Annotated in this window: 20 protein-coding genes; 9 read left to right on the forward strand and 11 right to left on the reverse strand. The window is 55.7% G+C overall.

What is annotated here, in order from left to right; genetic code table 11:
- Position 1 precedes the first annotated feature (1 nt).
- A complete protein-coding gene (locus BUA49_RS04855; RefSeq protein WP_072795993.1) occupies positions 2 to 790 on the reverse strand; it encodes a secretin N-terminal domain-containing protein in 789 nt (262 codons plus the stop codon).
- Between the two features lie 365 nt (positions 791 to 1,155).
- Between BUA49_RS04855 and BUA49_RS04860 the strand changes: the two genes are divergently transcribed.
- Entirely contained in the window at positions 1,156 to 2,208 is a 1,053-nt protein-coding gene (locus BUA49_RS04860; protein ID WP_072797670.1) for a 3-deoxy-7-phosphoheptulonate synthase, read from the forward strand.
- On the opposite strand, the gene BUA49_RS04865 is transcribed toward BUA49_RS04860, so the two are convergent.
- Positions 2,153 to 2,824: a LysE family translocator gene (locus BUA49_RS04865; RefSeq protein ID WP_072795995.1), complete on the reverse strand. Its 672-nt coding sequence runs from the start codon at positions 2,822 to 2,824 to the stop codon at positions 2,153 to 2,155. The genes BUA49_RS04860 and BUA49_RS04865 overlap by 56 nt on opposite strands.
- A 214-nt stretch (positions 2,825 to 3,038) precedes the next feature.
- Between BUA49_RS04865 and BUA49_RS04870 the strand changes: the two genes are divergently transcribed.
- Entirely contained in the window at positions 3,039 to 4,481 is a 1,443-nt protein-coding gene (locus BUA49_RS04870) for a dihydrolipoyl dehydrogenase (RefSeq protein WP_072795997.1), read from the forward strand.
- A 138-nt stretch (positions 4,482 to 4,619) separates the two neighbouring features.
- Positions 4,620 to 5,093, forward strand: coding sequence for a Dps family protein (locus BUA49_RS04875; protein ID WP_072795999.1), 474 nt, complete (start codon positions 4,620 to 4,622; stop codon positions 5,091 to 5,093).
- Between the two features lie 69 nt (positions 5,094 to 5,162).
- Here the strand turns inward: BUA49_RS04875 and BUA49_RS04880 are convergent, their stop codons facing one another.
- The 7 genes from BUA49_RS04880 to BUA49_RS04910 form a co-directional block, all read right to left on the reverse strand.
- Positions 5,163 to 6,287, reverse strand: a complete 1,125-nt coding sequence (locus BUA49_RS04880; RefSeq protein WP_072796001.1) for an NAD(P)/FAD-dependent oxidoreductase — start codon at positions 6,285 to 6,287, stop codon at positions 5,163 to 5,165.
- Between the two features lie 11 nt (positions 6,288 to 6,298).
- On the reverse strand, positions 6,299 to 7,612 hold the full coding sequence (locus tag BUA49_RS04885; protein WP_072797672.1) for an SAM-dependent methyltransferase: 1,314 nt from the start codon (positions 7,610 to 7,612) through the stop codon (positions 6,299 to 6,301).
- Positions 7,613 to 7,865: 253 nt separating this feature from the next.
- Complete coding sequence (locus BUA49_RS04890; RefSeq protein ID WP_072796003.1) at positions 7,866 to 9,161, reverse strand: TRAP transporter large permease; 1,296 nt, start codon at positions 9,159 to 9,161, stop codon at positions 7,866 to 7,868.
- Complete coding sequence (locus tag BUA49_RS04895) at positions 9,158 to 9,703, reverse strand: TRAP transporter small permease subunit (protein WP_072796005.1); 546 nt, start codon at positions 9,701 to 9,703, stop codon at positions 9,158 to 9,160. The genes BUA49_RS04890 and BUA49_RS04895 overlap by 4 nt, the downstream gene beginning before the upstream one ends.
- 101 nt (positions 9,704 to 9,804) lie before the next feature.
- The gene (locus BUA49_RS04900; RefSeq protein ID WP_072796007.1) at positions 9,805 to 10,881 is read right to left on the reverse strand and encodes a TRAP transporter substrate-binding protein; all 1,077 of its coding nucleotides are present in this window, start codon (positions 10,879 to 10,881) and stop codon (positions 9,805 to 9,807) included.
- Between the two features lie 140 nt (positions 10,882 to 11,021).
- Complete coding sequence (locus BUA49_RS04905; RefSeq protein WP_072796009.1) at positions 11,022 to 11,480, reverse strand: ATPase; 459 nt, start codon at positions 11,478 to 11,480, stop codon at positions 11,022 to 11,024.
- A 52-nt stretch (positions 11,481 to 11,532) separates the two neighbouring features.
- Positions 11,533 to 12,621 carry an acyltransferase family protein gene (locus tag BUA49_RS04910; protein WP_228704407.1) on the reverse strand — a complete coding sequence of 363 codons (1,089 nt, stop codon included), beginning with the start codon at positions 12,619 to 12,621 and terminating at the stop codon, positions 11,533 to 11,535.
- A 101-nt stretch (positions 12,622 to 12,722) separates the two neighbouring features.
- Between BUA49_RS04910 and BUA49_RS04915 the strand changes: the two genes are divergently transcribed.
- Positions 12,723 to 13,790: a beta-N-acetylglucosaminidase domain-containing protein gene (locus BUA49_RS04915; protein ID WP_072796013.1), complete on the forward strand. Its 1,068-nt coding sequence runs from the start codon at positions 12,723 to 12,725 to the stop codon at positions 13,788 to 13,790.
- A gap of 21 nt (positions 13,791 to 13,811) precedes the next feature.
- Here BUA49_RS04915 and BUA49_RS04920 read toward each other — a convergent pair whose 3' ends face one another.
- The gene (locus BUA49_RS04920; protein ID WP_072796015.1) at positions 13,812 to 14,522 is read right to left on the reverse strand and encodes an SIMPL domain-containing protein; all 711 of its coding nucleotides are present in this window, start codon (positions 14,520 to 14,522) and stop codon (positions 13,812 to 13,814) included.
- Complete coding sequence (locus BUA49_RS04925; protein ID WP_072797673.1) at positions 14,519 to 15,475, reverse strand: ChaN family lipoprotein; 957 nt, start codon at positions 15,473 to 15,475, stop codon at positions 14,519 to 14,521. The genes BUA49_RS04920 and BUA49_RS04925 overlap by 4 nt, the downstream gene beginning before the upstream one ends.
- A gap of 125 nt (positions 15,476 to 15,600) precedes the next feature.
- Here BUA49_RS04925 and dauA point away from each other — a divergent pair, with 125 nt between their 5' ends.
- The 5 genes from dauA to senA all read left to right on the forward strand — a co-directional run bounded on the left by dauA (position 15,601) and on the right by senA (position 24,536).
- On the forward strand, positions 15,601 to 17,373 hold the full coding sequence (dauA, locus tag BUA49_RS04930) for a C4-dicarboxylic acid transporter DauA (protein ID WP_072796017.1): 1,773 nt from the start codon (positions 15,601 to 15,603) through the stop codon (positions 17,371 to 17,373).
- An 11-nt stretch (positions 17,374 to 17,384) separates the two neighbouring features.
- On the forward strand, positions 17,385 to 19,331 hold the full coding sequence (locus BUA49_RS04935) for a CASTOR/POLLUX-related putative ion channel (protein WP_072797675.1): 1,947 nt from the start codon (positions 17,385 to 17,387) through the stop codon (positions 19,329 to 19,331).
- Positions 19,332 to 19,543: 212 nt separating this feature from the next.
- Positions 19,544 to 21,133 (forward strand): isocitrate lyase, encoded by a 1,590-nt coding sequence (locus BUA49_RS04940; protein ID WP_072796018.1) that lies wholly within the window; start codon positions 19,544 to 19,546, stop codon positions 21,131 to 21,133.
- A gap of 135 nt (positions 21,134 to 21,268) precedes the next feature.
- Positions 21,269 to 23,131, forward strand: coding sequence for an SLC13 family permease (locus BUA49_RS04945; RefSeq protein ID WP_072796020.1), 1,863 nt, complete (start codon positions 21,269 to 21,271; stop codon positions 23,129 to 23,131).
- A gap of 34 nt (positions 23,132 to 23,165) precedes the next feature.
- Positions 23,166 to 24,536: a selenoneine synthase SenA gene (gene senA / locus BUA49_RS04950; RefSeq protein WP_228704408.1), complete on the forward strand. Its 1,371-nt coding sequence runs from the start codon at positions 23,166 to 23,168 to the stop codon at positions 24,534 to 24,536.
- Positions 24,537 to 24,538 lie beyond the last annotated feature (2 nt).

Here is a 24,538-nt window from a genome sequence, read left to right on the forward strand (position 1 = left end):
TTCAGTGAATAACATCGACCTTCACCTCAAAACTCCGGTTGTCTGACCGGCTGCTCTTAACGCTATAGGCAATACCGGACTGTTTGCTGGTGGACTGGGTTGACGTGCTACCCAGAGATACCCATTGGCCGGGTTCCACTCTGCGAATCGTGACCACCGCCTGGGTTTCGTATCCTTTCAGTTCGGCGGGATCTACTTCAAAAGACGTAATGCTCAGTTCCACGGCACGGTCTGAAATTACCCGAGGGCTGACAACAAATCCGCTGCGAGTTTCGACCTGCTCAAAAATGGCAGCCGGGTTCCTGCCGCCACGCACCGCGATGGGCAATGTGCGTACCTGACCCGACGTGATGTGAGCAGACTGCCCGTCCATAACCATCAGGCTTCGCTCCCGGGAGCCACCGGTACTTGTAACCCGGCGCTCTGCGGTTACGCCAACTTCGTTTCGTGTAGCGGTCACTCCGCCGCCGGAGCGTTTGCCGCCAATATCTTCCTGAGAGCGCACGGTGATCCGGAGCTGAGCCGGCGCTACGTCCAGGGTTTCAATCAACGTACCGATTTCATTCAGCAGTTGCTCGTTGCCGCGAACGACAAGCTGCTGCCCCCGTGCGGTGACGGATACTGGCTCGCCCTGATACAGCTCCCTCACCTGGCTGGCGACATCTGAACCCGGGCGATTGTTGAGCTGGTAGGCTCGGGACTCTGCGTTTGCGGTGCCGGTACCGAAGATGAGTGCCAGCATGAATATAAAGAAGAACAGGAAGGCGGAATTCCGTCGGTTCGGTGTCATTTCTGGCTCCCATTTTCCCGAAAAGTCCGGTTTGTCTGCTAAAAAGTCCGGTTTACGGGTTGCCAAGTTGAAAACCCGGGGTATATATTAGTGATCATGAAGACGACACAAGCAATCTGTCAATTGAATGTTCTGCAAGCTTTCGGCCAAAAACCGATGGCGGCAGTTGCTGTTGTGTTTTTTTGGTGGCTTGATTATGGCTTTTATTTTAGCCAGCGTCAGGGCCGCCCATAGCATCTTCACAAAACGAACAAAGAGGATGGCAGCCCGGCGAAAAACCAGGCTGCCGTCGGACTCAAAAAGCCCCGACTGGTAGCCCAGCCGGGGCTTTTTTGATTCTGACGCAGGGAAATGGGAACACCGATATGAACATGCCTTTGAAAACAGCCGGGGAGTGCCAGATGCTGAGCACCGCAGTAACACACAGGCAGGAAACTGCACTGCCGACGCCGGCTGAACTGCGGCAGCGTTTGCCTGTCGACGAGTGTCTTGCCCGGCAGGTGGACAGGCACCGGCAAGCTGTCCGGAGTGTTCTGCACGGTACAGATGATCGCACCCTGATTGTGGTCGGGCCCTGCTCGATCCATGACGAGGTTGCCGCGCTGGAGTATGGCGAAAAGCTCAAAGCATTGGCGGATGCGGTCAGCGACCGGTTTCTTATTGTCATGCGCGCCTACCTGGAAAAGCCTAGAACAACCGTAGGCTGGAAGGGTTTGCTGTACGATCCTGAGCGCACAGGGGCCGGTGACCTTAACGAAGGTTTGCTGCGTTCACGCCGTTTGCTTCTGAATCTGGCAGAGATGGGCTTACCACTGGCGACGGAGGCCCTGAGCCCCTTCGCCATGGATTACCTGGGTGATCTGGTGAGCTGGACAGCGATTGGGGCCCGTACCACCGAATCCCAGATTCATCGTGAGATGGTCAGCGGTCTGCCCATGCCTGCCGGGTTCAAGAATGGCACCGATGGTGGGATCAGTGTTGCTATTAATGCCATGAAGTCGGGAAGCCATCCGCATCATCATCTGGGCGTTTCCAGTCATGGCGCTCCGGTCATGGTCAGCACTCGGGGCAATCCGGATACCCATCTGGTGCTGCGTGGTGGCCGGGGTATTACCAATTACGATGAAGCAAGCATTCAGCGCGCCGCGCAAAGCTTGTCTGATGCAGGGCTGTGCGCCGCTGTTATGGTGGACTGCAGCCACGACAATGCCTGCAAGCACGCCGAGCGACAGATCGACGTCGCCCGCGAAGTGATGCGCCAGAAACGCGCAGGTAACACCGGTATTCGCGGGCTGATGCTGGAGAGCTTCCTTGAGGCAGGCCGGCAGGACGACGGCAATGACCTGCGTTACGGCTGCTCTATTACTGACCCATGCCTGTGCTGGGGCCAGACTGAGGCTCTGCTCCGCTCACTGTAGAGAGCAGGAGCTGACCCGCCAGTAGCAGCAGAACACCGCCCATCAGCCTGTCCATCCAGTGGCCGAAGCGGTTAAATCCTTTGCGCACTGAAGGTAGCGTGAAAAATACGGCAACCAGGGTGAACCAAAGCCCGGTCGCCAGTGCCATGTATACGCCATAGCCGGCCTGAACTGCCACGGGAGTTCCCGGGCTGATCACAACCGAAAACAATGAAACAAAGAACAGCGTTGCCTTTGGATTCAGGGCATTGGTCAGGAAGCCCAGACGCAGGGCTGCAAAGCCGGACTGCAGGGTGCCGGGTTCGGTTTCCACATAAATTCCACCTGCCCGGGCTTTCAGGCACTGTATGGCAATCCAGGTGAGGTAAAGGGCGCCGGCAATCTTTAGTATGGTAAACAACAGGATCGACTGCTGGATGATCAGGCCAATGCCCAGCAGTGAATAGCTCACGTGTACCAGAATGCCTGCACCAATACCGGCTGCTGTAAGCAATGCGTTTTTTCGGCTCTGACACAGAGCCTGCCGGAGCATCACTGCAAAATCCGGCCCGGGGCTGGCAACAGCCAGCAAATGCACCAGTGCCACAGTGAGAAATTCTGGCCAGTAACTGTTCATACGCAAGGCTCTCTGTATATCGGGTTTGCGGGCAAAGGCTTATGGGTAAGAGTACTGAGATTGTCAGGATCTCTGTAAGCCTGTCAGCATAAAGCCACCGGCCGGTTTTTTCACGTACCGCGTAAAACAATCCCGGCCTCTATACTGACGTATACACCATGAAACTTTTTATCCACGTTCCCACCCTCGGGAATGTCGGTCTGGAGACTTTTGTATGGAAAAGCGAGAAGTTGACGTCGCCATTATCGGTGCAGGGACTGCCGGGATGGTGGCCTACCAGCAGGTACGAAAGGTAACGGACAAAGTCGTGCTGATCGAAGGCGATCAATACGGCACCACCTGTGCCAGAGTGGGCTGTATGCCGAGCAAGCTGCTGATTGCGGCTGCGGATAGTGCTTATCAGATGGCGCAGGGAGAGCTGTTCGGGGTTTCTGCTGGCAATATCACAGTGGACGGCAAGCGTGTAATGGAGCGGGTGCGCTCGGAGCGCGACCGCTTTGTTGGTTCGGTGATCCGCGCAGTAGAGAAGTTCCCCGAAGAGCATCGCATCAAGGGCCATGCCCGCTTTGCCGGACCTCATCGCCTGATCATCGGCAACGAAACCGAAATTCATGCACAGCGGATTATCATCGCAACGGGCTCCCGCCCCAATATTCCGGGTTTTCTGAAAGAAGCGAAAGACCGACTGGTGGTGAACGACGATATCTTTGAATGGCGGGATCTCCCCGAATCTGTCGTTGTTTTCGGGCCAGGTGTTATTGGGCTGGAGCTGGGTCAGGCTCTCAGTCGCCTCGGTGTGCGGGTAAGAATGTTCGGTGTGGGCGGTGCTGTTGGTCCGATCCGCGATGACAGTATCCGCGACTATGCACTCCGGTGTTTCAACGAAGAGTTTCCACTGGATCCCGATGGCGACGTAAAACGAGTTGAGAGGGTTGAGGGTGGAGTAGCCATTACTTTTGTAGACGGCGATTCCGGTGAGAAAACAGAAACATTCGACTACCTGCTTGCTGCCACTGGCCGCAGACCCAACGTTGACGGCCTGGATGTCCAGAATGCGGATATCGAACTTGATGACAAAGGCATGCCTGTATTTGATCCTTACACTCTGCGCTGCGGCCAGAGTCATATCTTTATTGCCGGAGACGCTAACAACGCACTGCCGCTTCTGCACGAGGCCGCCGACGAGGGGCGGATTGCCGGCAGTAACGCGGCTGCTTACCCCGACGTTCGGATAGGCCTGAGGCGCGCACCTCTTGCGGTTGTGTTTACCGATCCCCAGATTGCCACCGTGGGTCTGACCATTGATGAGGTTGATAAGCGTTGCGCCGGTTGTTTCGCTGTAGGTGAGGTATCGTTTGAAGACCAGGGTCGGAGCCGGGTGATTGGCAAAAACAGTGGGCTTTTGAGGGTTTATGGTGAGTATGGCAGCGGGTTGTTCATGGGCGCCGAGATGTTTGGTCCGGCGGCCGAGCATATAGCTCATCTGCTCGCTTGGTCTGCGCAGCGCCGATTGACGGTCAGTGAGATGCTGGAGATGCCGTTTTATCATCCGGTGATTGAAGAAGGGCTGAGAACGGCACTGAAAGATCTTAACCGTAATCTCAATATCGGACCGGTTCCGGAGGAAGACTGCACCGACTGCGGGCCGGGCGTATAACCAGTGTACCGGCTGGCTTGCCGGGTGAGGGATTAACCTGCGCTATGGCCGGCATTGGATAACTAAACTTCACGGACTTACGGAGCCTGGGTTAGGGTGTATCCAAACTCGATTTAACGGCCACCAAGGAGGCATGTAATGGGTAAAAACTTTATTGGTCTGGATACGGAAAAAACGATCAAACTGGCCGATTCTCTTAATGATCTGCTTTCCAACTATCAGATTTTTTACATGAACGTGCGTGGTTATCACTGGAACATCAAAGGTGATAATTTCTTTGAGCTTCACGTGAAATTTGAAGAACTGTACGATGATCTTCTTCTCAAGATTGATGAAATTGCAGAGCGAGTGCTCACGCTGGGACATCGTCCTGCCCATGCTTACAGTACTTATATTGAGCGTTCGGAAATTCCTGAGCAGAAAGACGTTTCAGATGGCAAGAATGCAATGGAAAACATTGTCGGAAGCTTTGCCAAGCTGATCGGCAAGCAGCGGGAGCTGCTGAATCTTGCGGGCGATGCTGAGGATGAGGGTACGATCGCGCTGATGAGCGACTACATTTCCCAGCAGGAAAAAACAGTTTGGATGTATCGCAGTTACCTGGGCCACTAAGCCCGGCGAAGGCTAGTATCTGGCGGCCAGTTGGGCCGCCATTTTTTTATCTGCACAAAACGTCCAGTGTTACGAGTTTGCGGCCAGGGGTGCCACTTTCTGGTGCAGGAACCATTTTTCAGTCACTACCTTCCGCGTAAACCAGTGCGATCTCATCAATGTGCTCGCCAGTGGCATTCTGATCCAGCCTGGCACCTGGAAGCCTTTCTCTGTTTTGGATCCGCGGTGACCAAAGCGCTCAACGATGGCATCCCCGTATGCCTGCAGCGAGGTGGCGGAGAAATCCGCTGCCCGCCGGACCACATCCGCTGCCAGCAATGCGGATTCGATAGCCGGGCGAATACCTTCCCCGCTTTGGGTATAGGCAAGCCCGGCAGCATCGCCAATCAGCAGAAGACCATCGTCCACCAGCGCGCGCCCGGCATGATCGTAGAGTAAATAGGCGTGACCTTTGAAGCGGCCGGGCAGATCCTCAGGAAGCCGGCCGGTGGCCTTCATGGTCTCCACAAAATCCTGTAAATGCTTGGTCAGCTTGTGGTTATCCTCCCGCCCAAGGCCAACGTTCAGATAGTTTCCCTTGCGAAAGACCCAGGCATAGCCTTTGAGATCCCGGCAAAACCAGATTTCCGGCGTGTCTCCCCGGGCTTCGCAAGTTTTTGCCTGTTTGTGAGTCATTTCGAACTCTATTTCTTTGGCGGCGACAACGGTTTCATGGCTTCCCGGCCCATCGCCGATAAGTCTGGCTACCGGGCAGAAGTGTCCGCCGGCACCGACAAGCAGTGGAGCTGACCAGGTATCATTGATCAGCCAGTTACCGTCTTTTCGAGTAATGCTTTTGACTGGAACGCCAAGTTGTTTGGGCGTGTTTGTGCGGCCCAGCAGGTAATCATCAAACTCACAACGCCGGATGCCGTAGCTGATCACGCTACCATGATCATTTTCAACCGCCGGTTGCCCCATCATGCCGATCCGGAAGCGCCGTACGGGTTGAAGCGTGCGGCCATTTCCATATTCGGCGAGGTCAATATCCAGGGTTTCCATAACCGTGGGCGTTACCCAGCCCGCGCAGGTTTTATCCCGGGGGAAGTCCTGTTTATCGATCAACAGAGCGCGCTTGCCGCTGCCTTCAAGAGCTTTGGCAAAGGTGGATCCTGCCGGGCCGGCCCCGACGATAATCAGGTCGTAAGTTTCCATGTCTTATAACCTCAGGTGTTTTCGGGTGCAGCGGGAAAAGTGTAGAGATCCTGCCGTGTTGCAGGCAGCTGGTTGTTGTCGCCGTGGGTGAACACAACCTGAAAGAGTTGCAACGACCCCGCCCGGAAGGCAGCGATGGAACCGGCAAGATACATGCGCCAGGCCCGGGTGAATTGCTCGTCGTACATTTCGGAGATTTCTGGTTCCGCAGCATTAAAGCGCTCCATCCAGGCGCTCAGGGTACGGGCATAGTGGAGCCGGAGGTTTTCTACATCGAGGACGGAAAAATCGCCGTGCTCACACAGCGCCATAAACTCGCCGATGCTGGGGGGATAGGCCCCCGGGAAGATGCGTTTCTCAATCCAGGCGTTCATCAGCATGGGCCGGTTACGGCCGATACTGTGAATAAGCGCCATGCCGTTCGGCTTCAGTGAGCGTTTGATGAGCTCTGACAGGCCGGGAAAGTTCTCCTTGCCAACATGCTCCAGCATGCCAATCGAAACGAAAGCATCGTATTGGCCACTGATATTTCGATAGTCGTCTTCAACATATTCGATCAGATTTTCCAGCCCCTGTTCAAGAGCCTGTTTCCGGGCATAGGCGATCTGTTCCCGGGAAATATTGTAGGCGTGGACTGTGACGCCATAATTTCGCGCCATATAGCGTGCCAGTCCGCCCCAGCCGCAGCCAGCTTCAACCACGGTCATGCCGGGCTTTAACCGGAGTTTTCTGCACACGTGTTCCAGCTTTGCCTGCTGAGCCCGCTCGAGGCTCAGATCTGGCTGCTCGTAGTAGGCGCAGGTGTATTGCATTTCGGTCTGATCGAGCCAGAGCCGGTAGAAGTTGTTGCCCAGATCATAATGGTGGTGAATGTTCTCCCGTGCTTCGGAAAGCCCGGTCGCTCGGGGAGCGTGGTTGCGCCAAAGGGCTTCCAGCCATCTCGGCCATTTCTGGCGGGCCTGATGAATGGCGCGGTAGAGCGCTTCCATCAGTTCGGACAGGTCGCCCTCTATGTCCAGACGGCCGGCGCTGTAGAGATCACCGAATGCCAGGTTGGGATTAGTAACCAGCGCGTAGAGCGCCTTTGGATCAGCAAGATACACAGTAAATCGGGCCGGCATTTCATGGGGCTCAATCACGTCGTTGTTCCATAATCGGAAGCGAATCGGTGGTGATCCGGCCATGCGCATCAGCTTGGCCACGAGCCAGCGCTCATAGGTATGAGGTGCGCGGTCTACGTGAGTTTCCTGCAAGGGCAGGTTCAGGATGTGGGGCTTGTCGGTCTGTTCATTAAGCCCTGCGCTCTTGGTACTTGTCCGGGCGATTTTCTGATTCACGGATTCTGCTCCCCTTTTTTACCCTGACATGGCTGTTCAGGCTGGCGGCTGTGCGCCAAGGCTTGTCTCGAATACCCGTCTGAGAACTGCTGGCTGTCCGTTCAGTATAGGGAATGTTCTGTTTTTGTCAGGTATGTCGGGAATCGGGATGAGTCAGGTAGCGAAAAAATGCGAAGAAAGGAAAGGTGGAGGGGCAGGAGAGTAATTGCAGCCGGGTCAGGCGACCCGGCTGCACGGCAGATCAGTAAGAGGAGCTCATGCCGAACCACTCAGGGAAAATCACAATCAGCGCCAGCACAAACACCTGCAGGAGGATGAACGGAAGCACCCCCTTGTAGATGTCGATCGTTCGCACTTGCGGTGGTGCGACCCCCCTCAGGTAGAACAGAGAGAATCCGAAAGGTGGGGTCAGGAAGCTGGTTTGCAGGTTCATGGCGATAAGAATGGCAAACCAGAGCATGTTGATGCCCAGGGCTTCGGCCACCGGCGCCAGAATGGGCACGATGATGAAGGAGATTTCTACAAAGTCGATGAAGAAACCCAGCACCATAATGACCAGCATGGCGAGGATGATAAAGCCCCACTTCTCACCAGGTAGCGCCAGCATCCACTCTTCCAGCAGGTAATCGCCTCCGGTGTAGCTGAAGACCATGGAAAAGGCAGTTGCTCCGACCAAGATGGCGAACACCATGGCCGTCACTTTGACCGTATCTTTCGAAGCATTCCAAACCATCTGGAATGAGAACTGGCGGTAGATTATGGCGAGAACAATAGCGCCAACACCACCCAGTGCTGAGGACTCTGTGGGTGTCGCAATGCCGGTAAAGATCGAACCGAGCACGATGACAATCAGTGCTAACGGCGGAATGATCGCCAGCAGCGCATTCATGACTTCCTTTTTACGGGAAATGCTGTTGTCCTCAGGCATGGGCGGAGCCGTCTCGGGCTTGAAGCGGGTCATGATCAGGATATAGACAATATAGAGCCCGATAAGAACGACGCCCGGCCCGACGGCAGCCCGGAACAGATCGCCGACTGGGAGCCCGAGCACATCGCCCAGAATAATCAGAATGATCGACGGGGGAACAATCTGGCCCAGCGTACCCGCTGCGCAGATGGTGCCTGTTGCCAGGCGCTTGTCGTAGTTGTGAGCCAGCATGACCGGCAGCGAAATCAGGCCCATCGCCACCACACTTGCGCCCACAACGCCGGTGGAGGCTGCGAGCAGGGCACCCACCAGAATGGTAGAGATAGCCAGGCCACCAGGCAGGCCGCCAAACAGACGGCCCATGGAGGTCAGTAACTGTTCGGCCAGGCGTGTACGCTGCAGGACGACGCCCATGAAGATGAACAGGGGCACAGCCATCAGAACAGTATTCTGCATGACGCTCATGATGCGATAAGGCATAAATGCAAACAGATCCATGCCTTGTGAAAACACACCAAAAAACAAAGCAAGGCCGCCAAAGGTGAAAGCGACAGGGAAGCCCAGCATCAGCATGAAGAGGGCAGCGAGGAACATAATCATACCGATCATGCGAGTCCCCCCGCGCTGTTCTCGCCTTCGTACTGTTTTTCGCCAGACATGACGCGAAGGGCGAAGGTCGCCATGTTGAGGCCCGCGATGGCGATAAATAACGCTGAGACTGGAATTGCGGATTTAATAATCCAGCGCTGAGGCAAGCCTCCCGGATCACCACTGCCTTCACCCATATTGTAGGAGTCCAGCGCGAAATCGTAGCCGTAAATGCCGATCAAATAGGCGAATGGCACTACAAATACCAGAGCGCCTGTCAGGTTCACCCAAGCCTTGGCCTTGTTGCTCCAGCGGGAATAAAGCACGTCAACCCGAACATGGCCGTCTGTGCGCAGTGCATAGGGAATACCGAACAGGAAGACCACCGAGTAGAGGTGCCATTCCATCTCTTGCATCCCGATAGACACTTCATTGAACGCGTAACGGGCAACAACGTCGAAAAAAACGTTACCGGCCATCAGCAGCATTGCGACACAGGCAACCCAGCCGCAGAAATTGGACAAGCGCGCCAGGCCCTCATCCAGCTTTATGATCCACTGCATTCATAATCCTCCGCCAGAAGGGCTGGCGATTCTGCTATTGCTATAAACAACAAAACCGGGATCGCCTTCAGAACGATCCCGGCTCCATTTCAGCCTGTATCTTACTCGACTGAGCCCATGGTGTTTAGGTATGCACGCTCGGAAATGTCTGTGTAAGCGCGTGAATCCTTCAGATAGTCTTCTTGCGACTTAATAATCTTCGCCGCGAGCTCGTCACCGGCGGCCGCTTCTTTCAGCAGCTTGTTGTTAGCCTTGTACATGGCCTGGAACACTTCGTCCGGGAAATTCTTGATCTGAACGTTCGGGTACTCTTCCTTGATGTTTGCCCAGGCCTTGGCGTTCTCATGCTGCGACTGGATCAACATGTCATAGGCTGCGGTGCGCATGGAGATACGCAGGATTTCCTGGAGGTCTGCCGGCAGTTTCTCCCAGACTTTCTCGTTGACCAGGAACTGCAGTTCGGTCGCAGGCTCGTGCCAACCAGTGTAGTAGTAGTCAGCAATCTGCTGGAACCCCAGACGCAGATCCAGTGCCGGACCGACCCACTCAACTGCATCGATGGTGTTCCGCTCAAGCGCTGTGTAAAGCTCGCCCGGAGCGATGTTGGTCGGACTTACGCCCACCTCGGCAAAGACCTCACCCGCGAAACCCGGAATCCGCATCTTCAGGCCCTGCAGATCCTCAACAGATTTGATTTCCTTGCGGAACCAGCCGCCCATCTGGACGCCGGTATTGCCGCCCGGGAAGGACTTCAGTCCGAAGGGCTCATACACTTCCTGCATCAGCTCCATACCGTCGCCGTAGTAAAACCAGGCGTACTGCTCAAGTGCCGTCATGCCGAAGGGCATGCTGGTGAAAAACAGGGTGTTGGGTACTTTGCCTTTCCAGTAGTAGGAGGCGGAATGACCCATGTCATACTGTCCGGCCCTGACCATATCAAACACGCCCAGCGGAGCCTTGTGCTTGTTAGCGGAATCAATCTGGATTTTCAGGCGGCCATCGGACATTTTCTCGGCCATGGCAGCCATGTTTTTCGTAGCGTCACCAAAAATCGGGAAGTTAGGCCCCCAGGTTTCTGCCAGCTTGAGGGTAAATGTGTCCTGAGCCAGTGCCTGCGTCGAGGCGAAAGTGGCTGCCACGGCAAGTATCGCCGCAGAGAAAACGGAACGGATCTTCATTGCTCTTGTTTCCTTTTATCATTTTTGTGGGTCAAGCGTACGTTCTCTGGGGAACGCTATGCAACTGGTTTACATTATCAATTATTTTTGGTCAGTGAAACGAAAAACCGATCCGCCTACGACATAGGTCGTAGGCGCGGTCAAAGATCGTTCATTCGGCCAATCTGGCTGGCCAACCGCATTGCTTCATGCTGCTCAAGCGCCAGCAGGTCTTCCAGAAGGGACTTGGCGACCTCAATCTCTGCTTTGCCGATCAGGGACTCGTAAAGATCCATAACCTGATCGTGGAAGATGAAGATCTCCCGGGCGATGCCTTCGAAGTCAAGTGTGCCAAACCGAATATCACAAGCCTGCTCTGGCTTGATGGGTTTGTGGTTCAGGTAGTCGTAGAGGCGAGTTTTCATGGCCTTGGGGTCGGCCTGTTTTTCGAATTCTGCTACCGTTTTTGCCAGCAGCGCTTCATGTCTGGAAATATAGTCGAGCAGTGCGCTGGCGCGTTCATTGCTGTGTTTCTCCGCGGACTCGTGCAGGCACCTAGCCAGATGGGAGTGCAGTTGGCGGGTCCAGTCAATCAGATCTTCAAACGTTTTTATTTCCATGGCCAAACTCCGTTAATCAGGTGTCTATTCAGTTCAATAATCACAAGTCAGTCTACCCAATAGCTTTTGCTGCCGCTCCCACAGTCTGAGATGTTTCAGTGCGGCTGCGCCAGTTCCGGAACCGTCGCAGAGCCGGCTTTTCAACACTGTAGTGAATGAGAGAGGCGAGGAACAGTGCCATGCCAAGCGCAAGGCAGACACCGAGCCAGCCGGGTAAGCCTGCATTGTAGCTCCAGGCAATCACCCCGTAGCCAATATTCTGATGTACCAGGTAAAGGCTGTAGGAAAGGCCGCCCAGCCATAGCATGGGCGCATTGGCCAGCCAGTTCAGACGCCCTGCAACGGCCAGGGAAAATACCACGAAGCAGCCCAGAACAAAGAGGCTGTATGGGAATTTGTAAGCAAAAAGACCGTGACAGACAGCCAGTGCGAGCAGTACAGCATCACTGATTGCCGGGCGGCCATACCGGTAAATGCGGTAGATCAACATACCGCCAATGAACAGCGGAGCGTATTTTACAAACATCAGATCCTTGACCAGAAACTCAAGGCTGTCTGGTATCTGCTTCCACCAGATTACGCCGGCATAGCTCACCAGCATCCACGCCCAGAAGGTCAGGCGCAGCCTTGACCAGTCGCGCAGGGTATAGAACAACAGCGCCATCCAGCTGTAAAAGGTCACTTCCACCACCAGGCTCCAGTAAGCGCCGTCTACATGCTCCGCGCCAAGGTATTCATGCAGCAGGGTTGCGTTCAGCAAGGCGGTCTCAAGGCTGACCGCGCGGTTTTCGGGGCCGAGAAGATGCACAGATATGAAGGTAAGAATAATGCCGGCCCAGAGCGCCGGGAGCAGTCGCACACCTCGTGCCAGCCCAAACCAGGTGGCATTGCGGGTGCGTTCAAGGGTCATGAAAATGACGAAACCGCTGAGAATGAAAAACAGGTGCACCCCGTAGCGACCAAACAGCAGGGTGTCTGTCAGCAGCGGCGGCAGTTCAAATGAATGGCCGAAGAGCTTGTCGTAATAGGGTAGGTAATGAAAAAGCACCACCCCGAGAGCTGCGAGGCCTCGCAATGCATCAAGACTACCCAGTCGGGCCTGGGAAGGGTTCATGGCGGGTTCCGTTGGAATTTTACCCATAGTAGCCTGCTTTGACAGTCCGCAATACGGAGGGGATATACCATTCGCTTGCCGCAGGTATACCATGTGGTAATACACTGGGCGGCCACAGGGAGAGCGCCATGAGCACAACGCTGGGGATTATCGAGGGCTTTTACGGGCCAGTATGGAACTGGCAGGAGCGACAGCAACTGGTGCGTGCGCTGGCGCCACACGGTTACGGCTTTTATCTCTATGCGCCCAAGGCCGATGCATTTTTGCGCCGACGCTGGCAGGAGCCTCACCCGCCCGCGATGGTTGCGGAGCTGGCGGAGTTTGGTCGGTTTTGCCGTCAGCAGGGCCTGCGGTTTGGTATCGGGCTTAGTCCCTTCGAGATCTTTAACAGTTTTGATGATGCTGCCCGTTCTGCGCTTGCCGCGAAGCTCGAACTGCTCGATCGCATCGGGATTGATGAGCTGGCTATCCTTTTTGACGACATGCGTGCCGATACTCATGCGCTTGCGGAAACCCAGGTAGATATCATGCACTGGATTCGGGAACGTACCCAGGCCCGCTATCTTTCAATATGCCCCAGTTACTATTCTGACGACCCGGTGCTGGATCGGGTTTTCGGTGAGCGGCCAACAGCCTATCTGGAAACCCTGGGCCGCCTGCTGGATCATGATATTCAGGTATTCTGGACAGGCGAGGAAGTCTGCTCCAGAGAGATTTCTCCTGGACACCTCAAGCGTGTGAGTGACCGGCTCGGGCGCAAGCCTGTGCTCTGGGACAACTACCCGGTAAATGACGGCGACCGCATGTCCCGGCACCTTCACCTGCGGGCGTTTACCGGACGCCCGGCGGCCAATGGCGCCTATCTGGCCGGCCATGGCATCAACCCCGCGTTACAACCGGTGCTGACCACAATTCCCGCAATAACGCTGGCAGAATCTTACCGCCAAGGTACGGAATACCAGTACGGGCAGGCATTCCGCCAGGCCGCGAAGGAAGTGCTCGGGAGGGAGCTGGCAGAGCAGCTTCACGCCGATTTGTTGGTGTTGCAGGACGCAGGCCTCGGGCGTATCAGCGAGGAAAAGCGGCAAAGCCTGATGCGTACCTACGACGCCTACGATCACCCTGCCGCCAGCGAAATCCTGCGCTGGCTGGTCGGTGAGTATCAGGTGACCGACGAGATGGTTCGGACCCAGTAAGCGGCTTCGATTCTGGGGTTGTTATCTTAAATAGTACTCAACGGTTGAAACCACACGCACGGTCTTCACCGGGTGTTGCTGCTCGGAAATCCCCGGGGCCTGGTCCCGGGCCAGTATCTGGAACACGCCTTGATTGGCCCGGCGCAGGTCACCCAGCTCGGTTTTTGCATCCTCCGCAAACTGGCTGGCGGCTTCACGGGCGGAAGCGGTTGCTTCGGCAATCATGTCGGGCTTGATTTCATTCAGCCCATTAAACAGATAGGTCGGTCCGCTCGGGCCGTAGTCGGATGACAGCACCACGCCGGAATCGACCAGCTCGCTCACACCCTGTGCAGCCTGACGGATTTTTTCTATATCCTCGCTGCGCACCATCAGGGTCTGGCTGATAATGAATTTCTGTTCGTTATTATTATCCTGGTAAGGATTGGCGCGGGTGTCCGTAACATCCAGCCGCTGAAGTTCTACCGCACTGTCGCTGATAGCCTGCAGCTTCAGGAAAGCCATGATGGCATTGCGGCTGCTGCGTGCCTTTTCCTGGGCCTCGCTGAGGCTGGCTCCGGTGGCCACAAAGCGGATCGGCCACAAGGCCAGGTTGGCACTCACTTCCCGCTCTGCCACGCCCTTCACGGTTACGTAGCGGTCACCGGTTCGCAGGTCCGTCAGCCCGTCACTGATCAGTGAGGCTGAGATAATGGCGCTGAAACCCAGAATGAGGGCAACAATGACTTTCATGGGGAATCTCCCTGGCAGGTATCTTTGGTAGGTCGGCGGAACCTCGCAGACATCGCCTTCTGTTCGCGATCTTTATCAAGGAACTCCTCCGGCAAAGGCTGGATAAAGTAGAGAAAATCGCCTTTGTTGCGGTTTTCATGCAGTGGCGGCTTTTCGGCATCCGCCGGCCATATAACCGGTGAAATAACCGCAACTGAAACCTCCGGTGCCCGTTGCCGGAGCATTGCAACGGTTCCTAGATGTTCTTCGCTGTGAAAAGTGCCGGTGGTGTGAATAACCTGGTGGTCGGGGTGCGCATCACGGGCAGCCAGTATGCGGCTTGCCATGGTGTTGTCACGCAGCAGCTGGGCTTTGTAGGTGTTGTTCATGCGCTCGCGCATGGTCGCATCTGCTGCGCCATGGCTGCCGGTAATAGCCGCAGTGAATTTTTTGCGGTAGGCGGGAGTGTCCATAAACGGATTGTCCGGGAACTGTTTCCGGTCACTGGCAGACAGCCTGTTCAGATAATCTGGCCCTGTACGGCCGACGCAACGCACGACAGCTGCTGGCGCATTGGCTGCAATCACTGGCAGGCGGTGCTGGCGCGCAAACTCCATCAGCGGGCGATAGGACGCACGGTAATTGTCCCAGGCGCTGCTGTCTTCAATCATTTCGGTCTCGCCGGTTTCACTGTTCAGATAGGCATCGACTGCGGCCTGGTTGTCCAGGTTGAACTGTTCCATGGACAGCACCTGCAGAGGTTGCTGGCGGTAGAGGGCAGCCTGAATCTGCGATTGCAGAAGGTGAGTGGCCTGGTGGCCATGGTATTCACCAATGACGACCACATCGGTCTGGGCAAGCCTTTGAGCGAGCGATTCTGTACTCAGTTCAGTGCCGTCGCCGGCGTCAATCAGGCGCGCCTCGTAAAGGGTTTGTGGTCTCGTCTCGGAACGGCTTCCGCTGGAATGAATCATGGCTGCACACCCGGTCAGGCTGCTGATCAGTACAACTATCACGACAATGAATAATCTTTTCATGGCAAAATTATATATGATATGGGGCCTCGCTACCTGTATGTATTCCTAGACACGAGGCCAGTATGCCCCATCGCGCCCACCTGTTTTCACTCCGGCTTGCCCACGCCTTCCGGGAAGCTTGCATAGACCAACCATACAATCGCCGCCGCTTTCTGCGTGACCTCATGGCAGGCGTTACCGTGGGTATTATCGCAATCCCACTGGCCATGGCACTGGCTATCGCAAGCGGCGTTGCGCCACAGTACGGCCTCTATACGGCTTTTATTGGCGGCTTTATTATTGCCCTGACGGGCGGTAGCCGTTTCAGTGTCTCCGGCCCTACGGCGGCTTTTGTCGTTATTCTCTACCCCATCGCCCAGACCTACGGCCTTGGCGGCCTGTTGCTGGCCACCCTGATGTCCGGCGTTCTGCTGATTCTCATGGCGATCATGCGATTGGGCCGTTTTATCGAATACATTCCGGAATCCGTTACCCTCGGGTTTACCGGCGGTATTGCCGTAGTGATCGCAACCCTGCAGGTAAAAGACTTTTTTGGTCTCTCTGTAGAGACTATGCCGGAGCACTACTGGGGCAAGCTGGCTGTGCTGGCGCAGAGCTTTCCGGCGCTGGATACCATGAGCGCCCTGGTTGCCGTGGTTACGCTTGCGGTCATGCTGCTCTGGCCGCGTCTGAAAACCCCGGTTCCGCCTCATCTTCCGGCAGTCGTGATTGGCAGCCTGCTGGCGCTATGGCTTAACGCCAACGGCGCGGCCATAGATACCATAGGGTCAAGGTTCAGTTACATGCTGCCGGGCGGCGGCACAGGTGCCGGTATCCCGCCTTTTCTGCCGGAGTTTGCCTGGCCCTGGCAACGAGCGGATGCCAGTGGGGAGGCTATCGGGTTGTCCTGGAGCATGGTGCGTGAACTCTTGCCGGCGGCTTTTGCCATCGCCATGCTTGGTGCTATTGAATCGCTGCTCTGTGCCGTGGTGCTTGATGGCATGACCGGAAAGCGCCATAGCGCCAACAGCGAACTGATGGGGCAGGGGATTGGCAACATTGTGGCACCATTTTTTGGAGGCATTACCGCTACAGCAGCCATAGCCCGGTCCGCTGCAAATTACCGTGCCGGTGCCGAATCGCCAGTCGCAGCCATGATTCATGCCGCAGTGGTTTTGCTGGCTTTAGTATCACTGGCCGGCGTGCTGGCCTACTTGCCTATGCCAGCCATGGCGGCCCTGTTGATCATGGTAGCCTGGAACATGAGCGAAGCGCCTAAGGCCGTGCATCTGCTGAAGACCGCGCCGCTCAGTGATGTTCTGGTCTTCCTGACCTGCTTTTCCCTGACTGTTGCCCTGGATATGGTTATTGCCATTACCACCGGTGTCCTGCTGGCGGCGGTGCTGTTCATGCGTGAAATGGCTGAGATGACCAAGGTGACGGATATCACTTCCGGTAAACGGATCAGCGAAGAAACTTTGCCGGCGGGCTGGAGGGTGTTCAAAATCAATGGCCCGCTGTTTTTTGCAGCGGCAGATCGTATTTTTGGCGAACTTGCGGAGCTGTCCCGAAACGTTGACGGGTTTATCCTGTATATGGATGGCGTTACCGTGCTGGATGCGGGCGGTCTGTCGGCTCTCAACAAACTGATTGCCACCTGCCAGAATGACGGCACCCGTATTGTGATTGCAGATCTGCAGTCCCAACCTCAGCGGACGCTGGCGCGCGGGGGGCTTGGGCCTGTGGAAGGGGTTCTGCAGTTTACGTCGTCACTGCGGGAGGCCCTGGCATTACCCTTGTCATCCACGGCTCGGCAGAGCTCAACGCTTTCAACGCCCACCGGATCAAACGGATGAAAAAGACCGCCGTGCTGCCTTTCCGTGTAGTTGACCGTGTGAAGTTTATTGTTGAGCGACAACTGGTAAAAGGCGCCGGTTTCCAGCTTCTGGTGGTTGGTATTTTTATAGGCCTGATATCCCTGGTCGGCGGCCTGTTGGTTGTGCCCCAGGGCGGTGATTTCGATGATCCAGGGTCTGCCGTGTGGTGGGCTTTTCTGCGCCTGACGGATCCCGGCTATTTGGGCGACGATGTGGGCACTTGGCAGCGTTTTGTTTCAACGCTGCTGACCATCAGTGGTTATGTGGTATTTATGGGCACCCTGGTGGCCATTCTTACCCGCTGGCTGATTGCCAAAATGGCGGATCTCGAGCGTGGACTAACCCCGGTTACCCTGAAAAAACATGTGGTCGTGCTGGGCTGGACCAGCCAGACTCTGCCACTGCTTTCCGAACTGCTGGGCTCATCCGGCCGCATGCGCCGGTTCCTGGAAAAACACGATACCCATAGACTGAACCTGGTGGTGTTGTCGGAGGAGGCATCCGCAGAACAAGTACATGAACTGCGTAACGAGCCTGGTATTGGCCGCCGCGCCCGCCAGATTATCCTGCGCTCAGGTTCCGCCATTCAGCCTGAAGCCTTGCACCGGGTTGCCTGTCTTGATGCTGCTGCGGTGATTGTGCCCAGCGCGGTCTACGAAGCTGGCAGCCTGATCACCTCGGATGTGGAGACCGTTAAAGCCCTGCTGTCGATCGCGGCTCAGGCAAGACAGTACCAGGCGCCTCTGCCCTTTGTGGTCGCAGAGATTCAGGATATCCGTAAACTGCCTGTGGTTGAACGGGCCTATCCCGGGCCTATTGAAGTGGTTGCCGGTAACGCCACCATCAGCCGACTGATGGTGCAGAACGTGCTGCATCCGGGATTGTCTGAAGTCTACAACGAGCTGCTTACGGCGGGTGAGGACAATGAGATCTACGTTCGGGGCGGCGAGTCGATGGCGGGCCTGTCTCTGGGCGAACTGGCATCCGAACGCCCAGGCGTGATCATACTTGGGCTGCTCCGCCGTCGTGAGCAGGGCTGGGATGTCCAGTTAGCCGCTCCATCTGCAACTCGCATAGACGCTGAGGACCGGGTTGTCATGATGGCCCGGGATTACTCCGAAACGGATGCGGATCCGAAAGCGCCTGTGTTGCCTGAGATCGGCCGTGGCGAAGCAAAGCGCTCTGTTCGCGCGCACAAGTTGGAAGGTCGCCGTATTTTGTTGCTCGGCTGGAACCGCCGAGTGCCCAGCCTGATGGCCGAGTTTTCCAGTTACGGCCCCGGGCAGCCTGTGCTGGATATTGTTTCTGTTGTGCCCATCTCCGAGCGCGAACATGCGCTCAATCGTTACGCTACCGGGAAGCTTCTCGAGGACTACAGCCATATTGAAGCTGACTACATGGTTGAGGATGAGTTGCGCCGGATCAATCCGGCCAGCTATGACACCATTATACTGCTTAGCAGTGACCGACTGGCCTCTGGGGAAGAAGCCGACGCGCGGACCATGGTTGGTTACCTTCAGCTTGAAGATATACTGGCCGCTGCTCCGCAGCGGCCGCAGTTGATCATGGAGTTAAGTGATCCGGATAATCGTCACCTCCTTTACGACCACCAGAGTGAAATGCTGATCAGCCCGATGATTCTCAGTCATATTCTGGCTCAGGTAGCGTTGCGCCGTGAGCTCAGGATGGTTCTGGATGAGTTGTTCACTGTTGGCGGAGCTGAAATTCGGTTTCAGGAACCTGGCGACTATCCGCTGCCAGCAAGCGCCGACTTTCATGTGCTGGAAAAAATTCTGGCTGTGGAAGGTGAAGTTGCCCTTGGCGTGTTTCGTGCCGCTGCGGACGCTCGCGGGCGGCACCTGGTGATGAATCCGCCGCGCAGGCAGTATCTGGAATTGCAGCCCGGCGACCGACTGGTCGTGCTTTGCCAGACTTGAGTGAATCGATGCTAACAGCCGTCAACCCGGGGCATTCACCGCCCGCCGGCTATTAACCATTATTCATCGCAAAAATGATGAATATAGATCATATAAATTTCAATTATAAATTGGAAGCTACTAGAGTACTCGGCAACGCAGGCTAACCACATAACGGTTTGCTCAGAATTCAGTCATCAGAATACGTCGTTAACATAGAAAGGATCGAGATCATGCCTTACGCAAAAGACGTCGATACCATTGCTTCCATCCTGAAGCAAAACCCGACCTGGCACGCTATCAACCCTAAGCATGCAGCTCGTATGCGCGCTCAGAACAAGTTCAAAACTGGTCTGGATATCGCCAAGTACACCGCCAAGATCATGCGCGAAGACATGGCGAACTACGACAATGACACGTCTCAGTACACTCAGTCTCTGGGTTGCTGGCACGGCTTCATTGGCCAGCAGAAGATGCTGTCCATCAAGAAACACTTCGGTACCACCAAGCGTCGTTACCTGTACCTGTCTGGCTGGATGGTTGCGGCTCTGCGTTCCGAGTTCGGTCCGCTGCCTGATCAGTCCATGCATGAGAAAACAGCCGTTTCCGGCCTGATTAAAGAGCTGTACACCTTCCTGCGCCAGGCAGATTCCTGGGAACTGAACCACCTGTTCCGTGATCTGGAAGAAGCTGAGAATGCTGGCGATAACGCCAAGGCAGAAGCGCTGATCAAGCAGATCGACAGCCACGAAACTCACATTGTGCCAATCATTGCCGACATCGATGCTGGCTTTGGTAACGCCGAAGCGACTTACCTGCTGGCCAAGCAGATGATCGAAGCCGGTGCTTGCTGCATCCAGATCGAAAACCAGGTATCTGATGAGAAGCAGTGCGGTCACCAGGACGGCAAGGTAACTGTGCCGCACGCTGACTTCCTGTCCAAGATCAACGCTGTGCGTCTGGCGTTCCTGGAGCTGGGCGTAGACGACGGTGTGATCGTTGCCCGTACCGACTCACTGGGCGCAGGCCTGACCCAGAAGATCGCCGTAACCAACGAGCCGGGTGATCTGGGTGATCAGTACAACAGCTTTATCGATGGCGATGTTATTGCCAAAGCTGAAGATATCAACAACGGCGACGTTGTGATCAAGCAAGATGGCAAGCTGGTTAAGCCTAAGCGTTTGGCATCTGGCCTGTTCCAGTTCAAAGAAGGCTCTGGTGAAGACCGTGTTGTTCTGGACTGTATCACCAGCCTGCAGAACGGCGCTGATATGCTGTGGATTGAAACCGAGAAGCCGCACGTTGGCCAGATTGCTGCGATGGTTAACCGCATCAAGGAAGTCGTTCCCGATGCCAAGCTGGTATACAACAACAGCCCGTCCTTCAACTGGACTCTGAACTTCCGTCAGCAGGTATTCGATGCCTGGAAGGAAGAAGGCAAAGACGTATCTGCCTACGACCGCGCCAAGCTGATGAGCGAAGAGTACGACAGCACTGAGCTGGGTCAACTGGCTGATGAGTGGACCGCCAACTTCCAGCGCGACGCTGCCCGTGAAGCTGGTGTATTCCACCACCTGATCACTCTGCCGACTTACCACACTGCGGCTCTGTCTACCGACAACCTGGCCAAAGGCTACTTCGGTGACGAAGGCATGCTGGCCTACGTTGCAGGTGTGCAGCGCAAGGAAATTCGCCAGGGTATCGCCACTGTTAAGCACCAGGACATGGCTGGTTCCAATATTGGTGACGACCACAAGGAGTTCTTCGCAGGTGATGCTGCGCTTAAAGCCGGTGGTGGAGACAACACCATGAACCAGTTCTAATCGAACGGTTTATTGTGTTTCCGCTCCCGGGCTTGTTCCGGGAGCATGAAAACCCCGCAACTGGAAACAGTTAGCGGGGTTTTTATTTTGGGCTTTGCTATATTCTGGTATCCGTCCAGCAAAAGGAGATCGCCCTTGAGTATTGATCAGGGCATTGTATTTGCGGTGCTCGGAATCACCCTTGCGATGTTTGTGTGGAACCGCCTGCGCTTTGATATAGTGGCCATGCTGGCCTTGCTGGCTGTCGCCATTGCCGGGCTGGTGCCAACGGAAGAGCTGTTTGCCGGTTTTGGTCATCCCGCCGTAATTACCGTAGCTGCCGTTCTGGTTATCAGCCAGGGGTTAGTGAACGGCGGCGTGGTGGACAACATTGCGCGCCTGCTGGGTAAGATCGGCCATCGTCCGACGCTTCAGATACTCACGCTGACCAGCGTTGTAGCCCTTTGCTCAGGCTTTATCAACAACGTAGGCGCGCTTGCGTTACTGATGCCGGTAGCAATCTGGATGTCCCGGGAAGCGGGGCGCTCGCCTTCGTTGCTGCTGATGCCTCTGGCTTTTGGCTCACTGCTGGGCGGCACCATGACACTGATTGGCACGCCGCCGAATATCATAATTGCCTCCTACCGTGAGGGCGGCTCCTTCGGGCTGTTCGATTTTGCCCCTGTCGGTGTGGCGATTACGCTTGCCGGGATTGCCTTCATCACGCTGATCGGCTGGCGTTTCACACCCCGCCGTGAGGAAAGCGCCGCTGGTGCCAAACTTTTCAGCGTTGGAGAATACGTAACGGAACTGCGTATCCCTGCTGATTCCCCGCATGCAGGCACAACGCTGCACAGCCTGCTTACCGGAGCCGGGGACGAACCGGATGTAGTCGTTCTTGCGTTGATTCGGGGGGAACAGCGTCAGGCCGTGCCCTCTACTTACAAGGTGTTGCGTGAGGGGGATGTACTGTTGATTGAGGCAGACACCACCAGCCTGCAGGCATTCCTCGATAATACGGGATTAGAACTTGCACATCAGGCTATCGAGGAAAAAGAAGAGGCGGAAGATGGCAACGAAAAGAATGGCACTGGAGCAGAGGATGAAATCCCCAAAGGGGTAAACGCAGAAGGCGATAAAGAAGCCTCCGTGCAGATTGCGAAAGGCGAGCTTCATCTTGTGGAGGCGGTGATTGCTCCAGAATCGTCATTGGTAGGGCAGACCGCCAACCGACTTCAGCTGCGTGAGCACTACCATCTCAATATTGTTGCCGTGGCACGACTGGGTTACCGGCTCAAGCGGCGTCTTGGCGACATAAGGTTCAATGCCGGCGATATATTGCTGGTTCAGGGCTTTGAAGATTCTCTGGGTGGCACCCTGGCGGAGCTCGGTTGCCTGCCACTTGCGGAGCGTGGGCTTAGGCTGGGCTCTCCCCGCAACACTGCGATGGCCTCCGGCATTTTTTTGGCCAGTATTACTGCCATCGTCACAGGCCTGCTCGCAGCCCCCGTCGCTCTGGTAGCCGCAGCAGTCGCGATGGTACTGGTAAAACTCATGTCTGCAGCAGAGGCTTACAAGGCGATTGACTGGTCGGTGGTCGTTTTGCTGGCTGCAATGATACCGGTTGGTCAAGCAATGGAAACCACAGGGGGAGCCGGCTTAATCGCCGCCCAGATGCTGGTATTAGGCGAGAACCTGTCAGTTGCCTCGGTGCTGGTAATGATACTGGTGGGCACAACGCTCTTGTCGAACGTAGTAAACAATGCCGCAGCGGCTATTGTGGTTGCGCCTATTGCGCTGAGCCTGGCGGGCGAGCTGCAGATAGCCTCTGATGCAGTACTTATGGCTGTTGCCGTTGGAGCCTCCTGCGCCTTCATGACGCCTATAGGTCATCAGTCTAACGCTCTGGTTATGGAGCCTGGAGGTTATGAATTTGGAGATTACTGGCGTTTGGGTTTGCCTCTGACTGTAATCGTCACAGTTGTTGCTGTGCCGGTCATTATGCTGGTCTGGACCTGATAGTATGAAAGTGAATCAAGTTTAAGGAGTCATGATGGAAGCGGAACGGATGCAGAAGGCTGAATTGCTGGCGGAACTTGCCCTGACGCGAAAACGAACGCGCGCACTGATTACCTCACTGACCGAGCAACAGCTTGATGTTCCGTATCATCCGGGAGTGAATCCGCCGCTCTGGGAAATGGGGCATGCTGCATTTTTTTACGAAGTGTTCGTATTCAATCTTCTGGATGGCGATGCCAGTTTTGATCCTGCCATGGACGATCTCTGGGACTCGTTCCACATTGATCATCGGGATCGCTGGTGTCGCGACCTGTTTCCCGGGTTTGAAAAGACTCTGGCCTATTTCGATCACGTCTACGCCAAAATGGCGGAACGCATTGAACGCAAACCATTGACAGATCGCGAACTGTATCTCTGTCGCTACGCCATATTTCATCAGAACATGCATATCGAGTCGCTGGTGTGGTGCCGTCAGACCGTTGGTTACCCATCGCCTCCGGGGGCGAACTTCGAACGCCCGGCAATCGTTGAATCGTCAGAAGCGTTTCTTAAGGACGATGCAGTTATTCCTGCCGGTAACTGGCTGATCGGTATGCCAGGCAATTCGGCGCAGTATGCGAACGCGGATTTTGCGTTCGACAGTGAAAAGCCGCGTCACTCAGTGAGCCTGGATGAGTTTGCGATTTCCCGGTGCCTGGTCAGCAACAAACAGTTTATGGTTTTTGTCGAAGACGGTGGTTATCAAAAGCCGGTGTGGTGGTCTTTTGGAGGCCGGAAATGGCTGAGAACCGAAACCGACATGGCGCTGGTGCACAGAGAAGCGGAACCCCTGCTGCTGACACCCCGGCACCCGCTGTACTGGCGCTGGCACAATGGCCAGTGGCAGGAAAGGTTATTCGACCAGTGGCAACCAATGAACCCGGATGCGCCTGTGACCCACGTCAGCTACTGGGAGGCAGAAGCCTATTGCCGTTGGGCGGGACGGCGTCTGCCTACCGAGCAAGAGTGGGAAGTGGCGGCGCTTGGTAATCAGGAGGGTGAGCCGTTCCGGAGGTATCCATGGGGTAACGACCTGGCAGAGTCCATTCATGCCGACATGAACGCCAATGGCATGGCGCAGAATCCGGTGACCGATTACCCGGCAGGAGACAGCCCTTTCGGCTGCCGGCAAATGATCGGTACGGTGTGGGAGTGGACCAGCAGCCAGTTTTTCCCTTATGACGGCTTTTGTATAGACATGTATCCGTTCATGTCTACGCTTCAGTTCGGGGATCACAAGGTCAGCCGTGGTGGCAGTTGCGCCACGTCGTCCAGCCTGATTCGCGGCACTTACCGCCAAGCTTATCTGCCCGAGAGAAACGACGTTTATACCGGCCTCCGGACATGTGCTCTGCCCGCAGGCTGAGC

This window comes from Marinobacter antarcticus (genome assembly GCF_900142385.1).
GTDB classification, from domain to species: domain Bacteria; phylum Pseudomonadota; class Gammaproteobacteria; order Pseudomonadales; family Oleiphilaceae; genus Marinobacter; species Marinobacter antarcticus.

Bases quoted from the DNA above. Each gene is read 5' to 3' on its own strand.
- BUA49_RS04940 (WP_072796018.1), top strand. From the start codon at position 19,544: ATGCCTTACGCAAAAGACGTCGATACCATTGCTTCCATCCTGAAGCAA.
- senA (WP_228704408.1), top strand. From the start codon at position 23,166: ATGGAAGCGGAACGGATGCAGAAGGCTGAATTGCTGGCGGAACTTGCC.
- BUA49_RS04915 (WP_072796013.1), top strand. From the start codon at position 12,723: ATGAGCACAACGCTGGGGATTATCGAGGGCTTTTACGGGCCAGTATGG.
- BUA49_RS04860 (WP_072797670.1), top strand. From the start codon at position 1,156: ATGAACATGCCTTTGAAAACAGCCGGGGAGTGCCAGATGCTGAGCACC.
- BUA49_RS04895 (WP_072796005.1), bottom strand. From the start codon at position 9,703: ATGCAGTGGATCATAAAGCTGGATGAGGGCCTGGCGCGCTTGTCCAAT.
- dauA (WP_072796017.1), top strand. From the start codon at position 15,601: ATGCCCCATCGCGCCCACCTGTTTTCACTCCGGCTTGCCCACGCCTTC.
- BUA49_RS04925 (WP_072797673.1), bottom strand. From the start codon at position 15,475: ATGATTCATTCCAGCGGAAGCCGTTCCGAGACGAGACCACAAACCCTT.
- BUA49_RS04865 (WP_072795995.1), bottom strand. From the start codon at position 2,824: ATGAACAGTTACTGGCCAGAATTTCTCACTGTGGCACTGGTGCATTTG.
- BUA49_RS04880 (WP_072796001.1), bottom strand. From the start codon at position 6,287: ATGGAAACTTACGACCTGATTATCGTCGGGGCCGGCCCGGCAGGATCC.
- BUA49_RS04920 (WP_072796015.1), bottom strand. From the start codon at position 14,522: ATGAAAGTCATTGTTGCCCTCATTCTGGGTTTCAGCGCCATTATCTCA.
- BUA49_RS04855 (WP_072795993.1), bottom strand. From the start codon at position 790: ATGACACCGAACCGACGGAATTCCGCCTTCCTGTTCTTCTTTATATTC.
- BUA49_RS04890 (WP_072796003.1), bottom strand. From the start codon at position 9,161: ATGATCGGTATGATTATGTTCCTCGCTGCCCTCTTCATGCTGATGCTG.
- BUA49_RS04875 (WP_072795999.1), top strand. From the start codon at position 4,620: ATGGGTAAAAACTTTATTGGTCTGGATACGGAAAAAACGATCAAACTG.
- BUA49_RS04870 (WP_072795997.1), top strand. From the start codon at position 3,039: ATGGAAAAGCGAGAAGTTGACGTCGCCATTATCGGTGCAGGGACTGCC.
- BUA49_RS04905 (WP_072796009.1), bottom strand. From the start codon at position 11,480: ATGGAAATAAAAACGTTTGAAGATCTGATTGACTGGACCCGCCAACTG.
- BUA49_RS04910 (WP_228704407.1), bottom strand. From the start codon at position 12,621: ATGGGTAAAATTCCAACGGAACCCGCCATGAACCCTTCCCAGGCCCGA.
- BUA49_RS04900 (WP_072796007.1), bottom strand. From the start codon at position 10,881: ATGAAGATCCGTTCCGTTTTCTCTGCGGCGATACTTGCCGTGGCAGCC.